The sequence below is a fragment of the Acidocella aquatica genome (assembly GCF_030160635.1).
Taxonomy (GTDB): Bacteria; Pseudomonadota; Alphaproteobacteria; order Acetobacterales; family Acetobacteraceae; genus Acidocella; species Acidocella aquatica.
In genome coordinates this window covers 17071-29026 of record NZ_BSOS01000033.1, presented here as the reverse complement: position 1 = coordinate 29026, position 11956 = coordinate 17071, and the positions used below count along the sequence as shown (strand labels likewise).

General features: G+C 66.4%; 10 protein-coding genes. 3 read left to right on the top strand and 7 right to left on the bottom strand.

Annotated features, from left to right (window positions below; translation table 11 throughout):
• Positions 1-79: 79 nt before the first annotated feature.
• The 3 genes from QQJ84_RS06740 to QQJ84_RS06730 are packed head-to-tail and all read right to left on the bottom strand — an operon-like array spanning position 80 to position 2420.
• Entirely contained in the window at positions 80-907 is an 828-nt protein-coding gene (locus QQJ84_RS06740) for a TIGR01459 family HAD-type hydrolase (protein WP_284257365.1), read from the bottom strand.
• Complete coding sequence (locus tag QQJ84_RS06735) at positions 904-1932, bottom strand: quinone-dependent dihydroorotate dehydrogenase (RefSeq protein ID WP_284257364.1); 1029 nt, start codon at positions 1930-1932, stop codon at positions 904-906. The genes QQJ84_RS06740 and QQJ84_RS06735 overlap by 4 nt, the downstream gene beginning before the upstream one ends.
• On the bottom strand, positions 1929-2420 hold the full coding sequence (locus QQJ84_RS06730; RefSeq protein ID WP_284257363.1) for a hypothetical protein: 492 nt from the start codon (positions 2418-2420) through the stop codon (positions 1929-1931). The genes QQJ84_RS06735 and QQJ84_RS06730 overlap by 4 nt, the downstream gene beginning before the upstream one ends.
• On the opposite strand from QQJ84_RS06730, the gene QQJ84_RS06725 reads away from it, so the two are divergent.
• From QQJ84_RS06725 to QQJ84_RS06715, 3 genes are read left to right on the top strand one after another with little or no spacing between them, the layout of a single operon-like run.
• On the top strand, positions 2419-3708 hold the full coding sequence (locus QQJ84_RS06725; RefSeq protein WP_284257362.1) for an amidohydrolase family protein: 1290 nt from the start codon (positions 2419-2421) through the stop codon (positions 3706-3708). The two genes, QQJ84_RS06730 and QQJ84_RS06725, sit on opposite strands and share 2 nt — an antisense overlap.
• Before the next feature lies 1 nt (position 3709).
• The gene (locus QQJ84_RS06720; protein ID WP_284257361.1) at positions 3710-4459 is read left to right on the top strand and encodes an SDR family NAD(P)-dependent oxidoreductase; all 750 of its coding nucleotides are present in this window, start codon (positions 3710-3712) and stop codon (positions 4457-4459) included.
• Positions 4460-4509: 50 nt separating this feature from the next.
• Positions 4510-6027: a YifB family Mg chelatase-like AAA ATPase gene (locus QQJ84_RS06715; RefSeq protein WP_284257360.1), complete on the top strand. Its 1518-nt coding sequence runs from the start codon at positions 4510-4512 to the stop codon at positions 6025-6027.
• Between the two features lie 55 nt (positions 6028-6082).
• On the opposite strand, the gene QQJ84_RS06710 is transcribed toward QQJ84_RS06715, so the two are convergent.
• The 4 genes from QQJ84_RS06710 to QQJ84_RS06695 all read right to left on the bottom strand — a co-directional run bounded on the left by QQJ84_RS06710 (position 6083) and on the right by QQJ84_RS06695 (position 11949).
• Positions 6083-7435: a YXWGXW repeat-containing protein gene (locus QQJ84_RS06710; RefSeq protein ID WP_284257359.1), complete on the bottom strand. Its 1353-nt coding sequence runs from the start codon at positions 7433-7435 to the stop codon at positions 6083-6085.
• Positions 7436-8045: 610 nt separating this feature from the next.
• Positions 8046-9731 carry a formate--tetrahydrofolate ligase gene (locus QQJ84_RS06705; RefSeq protein WP_284257358.1) on the bottom strand — a complete coding sequence of 562 codons (1686 nt, stop codon included), beginning with the start codon at positions 9729-9731 and terminating at the stop codon, positions 8046-8048.
• Between the two features lie 45 nt (positions 9732-9776).
• Positions 9777-10328, bottom strand: a complete 552-nt coding sequence (locus tag QQJ84_RS06700; RefSeq protein WP_284257357.1) for an SCO family protein — start codon at positions 10326-10328, stop codon at positions 9777-9779.
• Positions 10329-10335: 7 nt separating this feature from the next.
• Entirely contained in the window at positions 10336-11949 is a 1614-nt protein-coding gene (locus QQJ84_RS06695; RefSeq protein WP_284257356.1) for a methyl-accepting chemotaxis protein, read from the bottom strand.
• Positions 11950-11956: the final 7 nt, after the last annotated feature.

Below are 11956 nucleotides of genomic sequence, written 5' to 3'. Positions count from 1 at the left end.
AAACCGACCTTTAACCGCTGTTCAGGTGGGCGATTTATAGGGCCGCAATGATTAAGGAAGGATGATGGCGGAAGCGGGCTTACCAGCTGAAACCGGGAAGGATCGAGACCGGGGCGAGGCCCAGCTGCGCGGCTTCCTGCGGGGCGGCATCGGGGTGCAGGGCGTGGATGCCCGAGAGCACCCAGCAGGAGGCGATGCCGGCGGCCTTGGCGCCCGCGATGTCAGTGCGCAGCGAGTCGCCAATGGCCAGAGTGCGCGCCGGCGTGGTGCCGAGCATGGCGAGGGTGGGTTTGTAGATCGCCGGGTCCGGCTTGCCTCGCTGGATCACGGTTCCGCCATCCGCTTTGTAGTATTCAGCCAGCAGCCCGGCGCAGATGATGCGCACGCCGTCGCGCACGACTTCCAGATCAGGGTTGGCGCAGACCATGGGGATGCGCGCGCGCAGGGCGGCTTTCAGGACCGGTGCGTAAAGCTCCGGGTCCTGCGGGCCGAGCACGTCGTCCGGCCCGGTGTTGAGGAGAAAATCAGCGGCGGCGGGGTCGTCCACCTGGCCGAGGGGCAAGGTGTCAAACACGCCGCGGTCGCGCGCGGGGCCGAGGTGGTAGAGTTTGTTGCCCAGGGCAGCGAATTCATCGGTGCGGTCACGCAAGGCCAGATATACCGCCTCGCCGCTGGACATGATGCCGGTGTAGAGCGAGGGGCCGATGCCCATGGCGCCCAGCGTGGCGGCGATGGAATCCGGCCGGCGCGGGGCGTTGGAGAGAAAGACCACGGTTTTGCCCGCGTTACGCAGGCGCGAGAGGCAGTCCAGCACGCCGGGATAGGGTTTGACCCCGTCATGCACCACGCCCCAGAGATCGACGATGAAACCGTCATAATTTTGCGCGAGCGCGCCGAAGCTGGTCATGCCCCTGCCCCCACCGCCTGGGCGAGAGAGCTGAAGCCGCGCGCGCGCAGCAGGGCGGCGAGGCCGGATTTGAGCGCCGGGATGAGCGCGGGGCCGCCATAGGCGAAGCCGGTGTAGAGCTGCACCAGCGAGGCGCCCGCGAGGATTTTGGCGAGCGCCTGCTCGGGCGTTGAGATGCCCCCGGCGCCGATGAGGGTGAGCTTTCCGCCGCAAAGCTGGTGCGCGCGTGCCAGCATGGCGGTGGAGGGGCCGAACAGCGGCGCGCCGGAGAGCCCGCCGGTCTCGGTTTTGCGCGGGCTGCGCAGCGTATCCGGCCGGGCCAGCGTGGTGTTGGAGATGATCAGCCCCGCGATGCTGCGCGCCAGGGCGACCGAGATCACCGCCTCCAGCCCCTCGGGCGAGAGGTCCGGCGCGATTTTCACGAACACCGGCTTATCCGTGGTGATGGCGGAGAGGATGGCGGTGAGCCGCGCCTCGGACTGCAGATCGCGCAGGCCGGGGGTGTTGGGCGAGGAGATGTTGATGGTGAGGTAGTCGGCATGGGGGGAGAGGGCGTTGACCAGGGCGGGGTAGTCGCGCTCGGGGTCCGCGCCCTCTTTGTTGATGCCCACATTGGCGCCCACGGCGGCGGTGGTGCGCCCGGCGCGGCGCAGATTGGCGAGAAAGACCTCAAGCCCCGCGTTGTTGAAGCCCATGCGGTTGATGACGGCGGCATCCTCCTCCAGCCGGAACAGCCGGGGCCGGGGGTTGCCCGGCTGCGGGCGGGGGGTGACGGTGCCCGCCTCGACGAAGCCGAAGCCTAGGCGCCCCAGCGCGGTGAGGGCGGCGGCGTTTTTGTCAAACCCGGCGGCGAGGCCGATGGGGTTTTTCAACAAGCGGCCAAAGGCGGGGGTGGCGAGGATGGGGTCATCGGGCGTGGCATCGCGCCCCGCCAGCCCCAGGCGCAGGGCGCGCAGCGAGAGGTTATGCGCGGTCTCGGGGTCGAGCCGGCGCATGACCGGCATGAGAGCGGCGGCGAGATTCATTTGACGTAGACGAGAATGACCGGTGCGGTGCCGCCGGTGCGCGCGGTGAGCATGATATGGTCAGGGGCGACGCCATCCGCCGCGATGGACTGCGCGACGGCGCTGGCCAGCGGGGTGAGCGGCGCGAGGGCGGCGGCGCTGGCGCCCGGCGTGGCGGCGGCGGGGGCTTGCGCCTCAACATCGAAGGCGGCACCGGGCTTGATGGCCAGGGCCTGGCGCACGGCGCCTGACAGGGGGGCGGCAAAATCGGCGGTGCCGGGGGCGATGCTCACCAGCGGGATGCGCCCGGCGAAGGCGTTGGCGGCGGCGATGGAAGCCGGGTCAGCCGCGAGGGGCGTTGGGGCAAAGGTTTGCCGCCCTGGCAGCGAGCAGGCGGTTAGGGCAGCCAGAGCCAGGAGGGAGATTTTGCGCATAAACCAGATGTAACGGCGCCCGGCTTGCACGGCAACCAGCACCCGGCCAATCTGCGGGAAAAGGAGATGCGGCATGCTTGATTTGATCATTCGCGGGGCCAATCTGGCGGACGGGCGGCATAATGTGGATATCGGCGTACGGGGCGAGCGGATTGTTGCCGTGGAGCCGGGGCTGGAGGCGAGCGCGGGGCGCGAGATTGCAGCGCGCGGGCGGCTGGTGTGCCCGCCCTTCATCGATAGCCATGTGCATCTGGATTCCGCGCTCTCGCTTGGCATGCCGCGGATGAACGAATCGGGCACGCTGCTGGAGGGCATCGCGCTGTGGGGCGAGCTGAAGCCATCGCTGACGCAGGAGGCGATTTATGAGCGCGCGAAGCAGCTTTGCATGTGGTCGATGGCACGCGGCACGCTGGCGATCCGCAGCCATGTGGATATTTGCGACGGCCGGCTGCTGGCGGTGGATGCGCTGGTGGCGCTGCGCGAGGAGATGAAGCCGTATCTGGATATCCAGCTTGTGGCGTTTCCGCAGGATGGTTTTTACCGCCACGCCAAATCGGAGGAGAACCTGCACCGGGCGCTCGACAAAGGCGTTGATGTGGTCGGCGGGATTCCGCATTTTGAACGCACCATGCAGGATGGCGCGCTCAGCGTGAAGGCGCTGATGCGCATTGCCGCCGAGCGCGGTTTGATGGTGGATATGCATTGCGACGAGAGCGATGACCCGCTCTCGCGCCACATCGAGGTGCTGGCGGGCGAGACGGTGCGCCATGGCTTGGCCGGGCGGGTCGCGGGGTCGCACCTGACCTCGATGCACAGCATGGACAATTACTACGCCAGCAAGCTCATTGCGCTGATACGCGAGGCAGGCGTTGCGGCGATTGCGAATCCGCTGATCAACATCACCTTGCAGGGGCGGCACGACACCTACCCCAAACGGCGCGGGATGACGCGGGTGAAGGAGCTGCTGGCCGCCGGGGTGAACGTGGCCTTCGGGCATGATTGCGTGATGGACCCGTGGTATTCGCTGGGCAGCCACGACATGCTGGAGGTGGCGAACATGGCGCTGCATGTGGGGCAGATGACCGGGGTGGCGGAAATCCACGCCTGCTTCGCCGGGGTGACGGAGACTGCGGCGAAGGTGATGAATTTGGTGGACTACGGCATCGCCCCGGGATGTTACGCCGACATGGTGGTGTTGCAGGCGGCGGACCCGATCGAGGCGATACGGATTTCGGCGGAGCGGCTATATGTGCTGCGGCGGGGCAAGGTGCTCGCGCAGGCGGCGCCGCGCCAGAGCGTGGTGACGTTTGGCGGCACGGTGAAGACCGTGGATTTTACACGCGCGAATTTGGCGGGAGCATGAGATGAAGACGATTCTGGTTACGGGCGCGACAGCGGGATTTGGCGCGGCATTCGCACGGCGGTTCGTGGCCGATGGGCACCGGGTGATCGCCACCGGGCGGCGGGTGGAGCGGCTGGCGGCGCTGGCCGGAGAGCTGGGCGAGAGGCTGCTGCCGGTGGCGCTGGATGTGACCGACAAGGCCGCCGTGGCCGGGTTCGTGGACAGCCTGCCGGAGGGCTGGCGGCGGATCGACGTGCTGGTGAACAACGCGGGGCTGGCGCTGGGGCTCAGCCCGGCCTGGGAAGCGGATTTGAGCGACTGGGACACCATGATCGCGACGAACATCACCGGGCTGATCCATGTGACGCGGGCGATTTTGCCGGGAATGGTGGCGCGCAACGACGGGATTATCCTGAACCTTGGCTCGGTGGCGGGGGTTTATCCCTATCCCGGCGGGCATGTTTATGGCGGGTCAAAAGCGTTTGTGCAGCAGTTCTCGCTGAATTTGCGCGCTGATCTGGTGGGCAGGAATATCCGCGTCACGGATATCGAGCCGGGGATGGTGCAGGGGTCGGAGTTCAGCAAGGTGCGCTTCGGCGGTGACGATAACAAGGCGGCGGCGGTTTACGCGGGCACGAACGCCATGGTGCCGGAGGATATCGCCGAGACGGCGGCGTGGCTGATTTCATTGCCGCCGCATGTGAATATCAACCGGATCGAGATGATGCCGACCTGCCAGGCCAATGGGCCGTTCGCGGTGAAGCGGGAGTAGACAATCACGCCGCGCGTTCGTAACCTGTTAACAACTTTAACGGGTGTTTTATGTCGATCGCGCGTGTGAACAGTTTTGCCTTCGCGGGGATCGACGCGCAGCCGGTGGAAGTGCAGGTGCAGATAGCCGCCGGGTTGCCCAATTTTTTGATGGTGGGGCTGCCCGACAAGGCGGTGGGCGAGGCGCGCGAGCGGGTGCGCGCGGCGCTGACGGCGATGGGGCTGGCGCTGCCGCCCAAGCGCGTGCTGGTTAATCTGGCGCCGGCGGATGTGTTGAAGGAGGGCAGCCATTTTGACCTGCCGGTGGCGCTCGCCGTTTTGGCGGCGATGGATGTTTTGCCGCGCGAGGAGCTGGCGCAGTTTGCGGCGCTGGGCGAGCTTTCGCTGGATGGGCGGATCAACCAGGTGGCGGGGGTGCTGCCGGCGGCGATTGCCGCGGCGGGGCGCGGGCTGGGGTTGATCTGCCCCGAGGCGCAGGGGCCAGAGGCGAGCTGGGCGGGGGACATTAGCGTGCTGGCGGCGCCGGATTTGTTGAGCCTGATCAATCATTTCCGGGGCACGCAGCAGCTTGCGGCACCGCCCGCCGGGTTGCTGGGCGGCGGGTGCAGGACGCTGGATTTGGCGGATGTGCGCGGCATGGAGACGGCGCGGCGCGCGCTGGAAGTGGCGGCGGCGGGCGGGCATAACATGCTGATGATCGGGCCGCCGGGGGCGGGGAAATCGATGCTCGCGGCGCGGCTGCCGGGGCTGCTGCCCGACCTCACCCCGCGCGAGGCGCTGGAGGTGAGCATGGTGCATTCGGTGGCGGGGATGCTGGATGGGGGGCGGCTTGTCACCCGCCCGCCGTTTCGCGAGCCGCATCATTCCGCGAGCATGGCGGCGGTGGCGGGCGGCGGCAACCGGGCCAAGCCGGGCGAGGTTTCACTGGCGCACCGGGGCGTGCTGTTCATGGATGAGATGCCGGAATTTCCGCGCGCCACGCTGGAGGCTTTGCGCCAGCCGATGGAGGCGGGGCACACCACGGTCTCGCGCGCGGCGGCGCATATTACGTATCCGGCACGGTTTCAGTTGATCGGCGCGATGAACCCTTGCCGCTGCGGGTATCTGGGCGATGGCGCGCGCGAATGCGGGCGGGCGCCGCGGTGCGGTGAGGATTATCAGACGAAATTAAGCGGGCCGCTGCTGGACCGGATTGATATCATCATTGAAATCACGCCGCTGACACCAAAGGAATTGTCCTGGGCGCCGGTGGGGGAGGCAAGTGTTGTGGTGGCGGCGCGGGTGGCCGCCGCGCGCGAGCGCCAGCGCGAGCGTTACGGTGAGGACGGAGCAACCACCAATGCCGAGGCGCTGGCGGATTTGATAAGGCTCACGCCCGAAGCGAAGACATTTTTGGAAATGGCGGCGGCGAAGCTGCGGCTTTCAGCGCGTGGGTATACGCGCAGCATGCGGGTAGGCCGCACGATTGCCGATCTGGCCGGGATACTGGAGGTGCAGAAAGGGCATATCGCCGAGGCGCTGGCCTACCGGCACCGCATGCCGGGGCGGGCGATGGTGGCGCAGAAATAGCGGGTGGGCTCAGCCTTGCGCCGCGATGGCGATGCAAGGCTGAGCCATCACATGGCTAATCCTTTTTCTGGTCATTCCAATGCTGTGAGGGTGCTCCGCCGCCATTGTTCTTTTGTGGCTCAGGAGGCGGTGGGGCGGGGCGATTCATCTGTTGTTGCTGGTACGCCGGTGGGGCGGGACGGTTCATCTGTTGTTGCTGGTACGCCGGTGGCGCGGGTTGGTTCATGTGTTGTTGCTGGTACGCCGGTGGCGCGGGGCGGTTCATCTGTTGTTGCTGGTACGCCGGTGGCGCGGGACGGTTCATCTGTTGCTGCTGGTACGCCGGTGGGGCGGGGCGGTTCATCTGTTGTTGCTGGTACGCCGGTGGGGCGGGACGGTTCATCTGTTGTTGCTGGTACGCCGGTGGCGCGGGACGGTTCATCTGTTGCTGCTGGTACGCCGGTGGCGCGGGTTGGTTCATGTGTTGTTGCTGATACGCCGGTGGGGCGGGTTGGTTCAGCGGGCGAGGCTGCATGGGCGGCGCGGGTTGGTTCATGTGTTGTTGCTGGTACGCAGGTGGGGCGGGGCGGTTCATCTGCTGTTGCTGTTGTTGTTGCTGGTAGGCAGGTGGCGCTGGTTGGTTCAGCGGGCGAGGCTGCATGGGCGAGGCCGGTTGGTTCAGCATCGGTTGCGCGGGGTTTTGCCATCCTGTTCCACGAAAATCGCCGGGACGTGAGGTGGCGGCGATCGGTGGACGCCCGTCGTTATGGCGCCAGGCAAGCGCCGGATCAGCTTCGGCGGCGGTGATGTGGCGCTCCTGCTCGGCGGTTGGGCGCATGTGGTTTTCATGCGCGGCCTGAAGGTCTTGCGGCGATGGGGGAATTCTGAGGCCGCCGTTGCCGCCGTTATAACTCACCCGCGTATCGTTGATGTTGCGCAGATGCTGCTCATAGGCATTGCGGACGCGCATCTGCCCGAAATTGTTGGCGGCGCGGTTATAGTCGAAATGATCGTCATGCCAGCGGCCGCCGTCGTAGCCCTCGCCGCCGTAGCCGTATCCATAATTAATGCCGCCATAATAGCCGACATGCCGGGCCCAGTAGCCGCTATGGAAAATATAGTAGCCATTCTCCCAGGCCCAGTAAGGCGGGGTCCACAACAGGCCGATCTCGGGGGGAAGAACCCAGGTGCCGGGCACCCAGTAATAGCCCACCGGGCCATAGGCCCAGTAGCCGGGGATCCATATATAGCCTTCCTCGGGCAGTGGCGGCTGAACATAGACCGGCAGCATCGGCGGGGCGATGGTGATCGAAATTCCGATCATCAGCTGGGCGCGCGCGGGAGCCGGCGCGGCGAGGAGCAACGGACCCGCAAGAATGGCCGTGGCAAGCAAGGTGCGGCGCAGGGCTAGGCTTCTGGAAAAGGTCATTGCATCCTCGACTGTGAAATGGAAAAGGCGAGACATTTGCTAGAGCCTGATCGCTTTAGGTGAGATCAGGCTCTGGCCATTTTTCTGAGGGCGTTTCACGCTTTCGGCTCGCTCGGTTGAGCGAACTTCAAACGATCGCGCTCTAATATCCCGATACTAAAATTCGTGGCATCGAAATATCTTCCCTCACGGAACACTAGCCCTTTGTTTTCAGTGGCCTGCTTGTCGCTTCCGTCCGCCGCGGAACGCAACGGACTTCAGGGGCAGGACACCAGTTTGGCCGTGTGAACCTGATCAGGTGTTAAGTAAGTCTACCTGTGCCGCTGGAAAAGCTTCGGAAACTACCTAGAGCATTTTCCGTTCGCCTAGAGCGTGATTGCCTCACGTCAAACACGTTCTACCTTATGTTTTACGATCAATTTCATTGGTTTAGCTTGAATCGGGTGATTCAAGCTAAACCAATATTGATCTAGAGTCGCGGAAAATACGCTGGCTTGAACGCTCCGCGTCACTCTGGACACATATTGCCCCAGGGCATGATGATTTTAAGGGCGATCATGCTCTTTTCCGAGGGTGGCGCACATTTTGGGCCGCTAAAGGGCGGAGGGCGTCAGGAGAGCCCGCTGATATTCCCCTGGGCGTCGAGGAAGATGCGTTCAGCCGCCGGGTGGCGGGGCAATCCAGGCATGGTCAGGATTTCACCGCAGAAGGCGACGACAAACTGCGCCCCCGCGGCGAGGCGGATTTCGCGGATGTTGATGCTGAAGTGATCCGGCGCGCCGCGCAGGGTTGGGTCAGCGGAGAAGCTGTATTGGGTTTTGGCCATGCAGACGGGCAGGGCCGCGAACCCGGCGCTTGTGAATTCGCGGAGTTGTTGGGCCGCGGCAGGCTCGAAGCTGACCTCCGTGGCGCCGTAAATCTGCTGGGCGACGGTGCGGATTTTCTCTTCCAGCGGCATCTCATCGGGGTAGAGCAGCCGGAATTCGGAAGGCGTATCGCAGAGTTCGCGCACGGCGCTGGCCAGCTCCAGCGCCCCGGCGCCGCCCTCGGCCCAGTGGTTGCAGGCAACCACCCTTATGCCGGCGGCGGCGCAGGCGGCTTCCACCGCCGCGAGTTCGGCCTGGGTGTCGGCGGTGAAGCGGTTGATGGCGACCACCACCGGCAGACCATATTTGCGCATGTTGCCGGCATGGCGCAGCAAATTGGCGCAACCGGCGCGCACCGCCTCCACATGCTCGCTGGCAAGCTCGTGCAGGGCCACGCCGCCGTGCATTTTCAGCGCCCGCACGGTGGCGACCACGACGCAGGCGGCGGGGGCCAGCCCGGCCTTGCGGCATTTGATGTCGAGGAATTTCTCGGCCCCCAGATCGGCGCCGAACCCGGCTTCGGTGATCACGTAACCGGCGAGGCCGAGCGCGGTTTTGGTGGCGATGACCGAGTTGCAGCCCTGCGCGATGTTGGCGAACGGGCCGCCATGGATGAAGGCCGGGGTGCCTTCGAGCGTTTGCGCCAGGTTGGGGGCCAGCGCGTCGCGCAGCAGCGCCGCCATGGCGCCGGTGGCGTTGAGTTCGCGCGCGCGCACCAGGCGCTTGTTCATGTCGCGGCCGATGACGATGTCGCCCAGCCGTTGCTCAAGGTCCGCCAGCGATTCCGCGAGGCAGAGGATGGCCATCACCTCGCTGGCGGCGGTGATGTCATAGCCGGTCTGGCGGGGGGCGCCGTTGCCGGGGCCGCCCAGCCCGGTCACGATGTCGCGCAGCGCGCGGTCGTTCAAATCCACCGTCCGCCGCCAGGTGAGCCGCCGCGTATCCAGGTTCAGCGTGTTGCCCCAGTAGATGTGGTTGTCGATCATCGCGGCCAGCAAATTGTGCGCGGCGGAGATGGCGTGCAGGTCGCCGGTGAAATGCAGGTTGATCTCGCTCATCGGCCCAACCTGCGCCTGCCCGCCGCCGGTGGCCCCGCCCTTGGCGCCAAAGCATGGCCCGAGGCTTGGTTCGCGCAGGCAGATCGCCACGTTAACCCCCTGGCGGCGCAGCGCGTCGCCCAGGCCGATGCTCGTCGTGGTTTTGCCCTCGCCCGCCGGGGTGGGGCTGATCGCGGTGACCAGCACAAGCTTGCCGCGTGGCGCGGCCATGGCGCTGGTTGCGAGATCCAGCGGTATCTTGGCCTTGTAGGGGCCGTAGCGGTAGAGCGCCTCGGGCGGGATGTTCAACGCCGCGGCAATGGCCTCAATGGGCTGCAGGCGGGCAGATTGCGCAATGGCGAGGTCGCTGGCGGGATCAATGGTTCTGAACATGGCATGGGGCCTAGCACGGCCCGGCGCCGGGCATAAAGGGTGCGCTCATGCGCCGCCCATTGCCGGTGTTATCCGCGCGGCCAGTGTTTTGGCGGGGAGGTTGCCGGGGTAGGCGGTGATGAAGCTGCCGTTGGGCGCCATGAGGTAGATAAAGTCGCTATGCGTGATTTCACCGCCCTGCGGGCCGGCGGGGGCGGCATATACATGGTAGGCTTGCATGGCCTGGGCCACCTGCGCGGGTGTGCCCGACAGGCCGATGATATCGGGCGAGAACAGGTCGGCGTAACGGCTGGCGATGGCCGGGGTATCGCGCGCAGGGTCAATGGTGATGAACAAGCATTGCAGCCGCCGCGCCGCAGCACCCATTTCGGCCAGCGCCCGGGCCAGTTGATACATTGTGGCCGGGCATTCATCCGGGCAATGCGTGTAGCCGAAAAATATCAGCAGGAATTTGCCGGGGAAATTATCGCTGGTGATGCTCTGGCCCGCGCCGCCGGTGAGGCTGAAGGGGCCGCCGATGGCGCTTTGCGCGCGCGCCGGGGAGAGCGCCAGGGCAAGCGCCGCCCCACCCAGCGCGCCGCGCCTTGTCAGTTGCATGGCGGCGTCATGACTCCACGAGTTGGCGCGCGCGGGGGGTGCGCACCGGGGCGGCTTGGATGTCACCCACATCAAACCTTGCGGCCAGCGCCGCCAGATGACGCACCTCCTGACCCAGGCTGTGCGCCGCCGCGTTGGCTTCCTCGACCATTGCCGCGGTCCGTTGCGTGCCGTGGTCCATGGTGTTCACCGCGTCGTTCACCTGCGCCAGCGCCGCCGCCTGCTCGCTGGCCGAGGCGCTGATCGCGTTCACCGCCTGGGCGATCTCCCCCACCTGCGCGGCCAGACGCACCAGCACCTCGCCGGTTTTCGCCACCCGGTCCACGCCTTCGCGCACCTGGGTCTCGGAGGTCTGGATCAGCGCCTTGATCTCTTTCGCGGCTCCGGCCGAGCGCTGCGCCAGCGCCCGCACCTCGGTGGCCACCACCGCGAACCCGCGCCCGGCATCCCCCGCGCGCGCCGCCTCCACCCCGGCGTTGAGCGCCAGCAGGTTGGTCTGGAAGGCGATTTCGTCGATCACGCCGATGATATTGCCGATCTGGCGGGAGGACGCATCAATCCCGCTCATGGCTTCCACCGCCTGCGCCACCACAGTGCCGGAGAGCGCCGTCTCACCGCGCGCCGCCCCCACCACGCCGCGCGCCTGTTCCGCCCCGGTGGCGGTGGCGCGCACGGCGCTGGTCACTTCATCAAGCGATGCGGCGGTTTCCTCAAGGGTTGCGGCCTGTTGCTCGGTCCGGCGCGCCAGATCGCCGGAGGCGGAGATGATCTCGGCCGTGCCGGCGTTGATTGTTCCCGTGGCCCGCAAAATCGAGGTCACGGTCTCGCGCAGTTGCGCCACGGCGGCGTTATAATCGGTGCGCAGTTTTTCGTAATTGGACGGAAACGGCTGCTCCAGATGCTCCCGCAATTCTCCCCCCGCCAGCCGCGCCAACCCCTGCGCCAGCGCGCTCACCACCTGGTTCAGGTCGCGCGCCGCATCGGCCCGGAGCGCATCCGCCCGCTTGCGCTCTTCCTCCACCACCAGGCGCTGCGCCGCCGCCTCGGCCTCCGCCACCTTCATTTGTGTGGTGGCGCTCAGCGCCTCGTCGAGATGCCGGGCCGAACTGTCGAACAAATCAACAATGTGCTGCGTCATCCAGACCAGCGCCCCGGCCTCGGCCACCACGACCACCGCATGCAGCAGCACGCGCGGCAGGTTCGCGCCCTCGGGAAACACCAGGGCGGGCGCCAGGAAATTCAGGCTCAGATGCTGCAGCGCCGTCGCCCCCGCGGCGGCGAGGATCACATCGCGGTCGCAATAGGCGGCCAGGATGGCGAGCGCCGCGAAGTAATACATATGTACGTCAAGCTGCATATAGGCGCCCCGGCAGGCGGCCAGAATGATCGAGACCAGGGCGATATATGCCACCGCGATGGTCAGCCGCGTTGATTTCGCCCCCGGCGCAAGTGACCAGGCGGCGCTCGCCACGCCGGCCACCAGCGCCGCCGCCACGCACGGCCCCCAGAGGCCATTGCCCGCCGTCCAGGCGCCGAAGCCCGCCAAGGGCACATGCAGCCACAGCCATGGCACCATCCAGCGGCTGACCGTGTCGCGTAATTTGTCCATCTCGGTTTTCATGTCGGTT

Bases quoted from the DNA above. Each gene is read 5' to 3' on its own strand.
- QQJ84_RS06740 (WP_284257365.1), bottom strand. From the start codon at position 907: ATGACCAGCTTCGGCGCGCTCGCGCAAAATTATGACGGTTTCATCGTC.
- QQJ84_RS06735 (WP_284257364.1), bottom strand. From the start codon at position 1,932: ATGAATCTCGCCGCCGCTCTCATGCCGGTCATGCGCCGGCTCGACCCC.
- QQJ84_RS06725 (WP_284257362.1), top strand. From the start codon at position 2,419: ATGCTTGATTTGATCATTCGCGGGGCCAATCTGGCGGACGGGCGGCAT.
- QQJ84_RS06730 (WP_284257363.1), bottom strand. From the start codon at position 2,420: ATGCCGCATCTCCTTTTCCCGCAGATTGGCCGGGTGCTGGTTGCCGTG.
- QQJ84_RS06720 (WP_284257361.1), top strand. From the start codon at position 3,710: ATGAAGACGATTCTGGTTACGGGCGCGACAGCGGGATTTGGCGCGGCA.
- QQJ84_RS06715 (WP_284257360.1), top strand. From the start codon at position 4,510: ATGTCGATCGCGCGTGTGAACAGTTTTGCCTTCGCGGGGATCGACGCG.
- QQJ84_RS06710 (WP_284257359.1), bottom strand. From the start codon at position 7,435: ATGACCTTTTCCAGAAGCCTAGCCCTGCGCCGCACCTTGCTTGCCACG.
- QQJ84_RS06705 (WP_284257358.1), bottom strand. From the start codon at position 9,731: ATGTTCAGAACCATTGATCCCGCCAGCGACCTCGCCATTGCGCAATCT.
- QQJ84_RS06700 (WP_284257357.1), bottom strand. From the start codon at position 10,328: ATGCAACTGACAAGGCGCGGCGCGCTGGGTGGGGCGGCGCTTGCCCTG.
- QQJ84_RS06695 (WP_284257356.1), bottom strand. From the start codon at position 11,949: ATGAAAACCGAGATGGACAAATTACGCGACACGGTCAGCCGCTGGATG.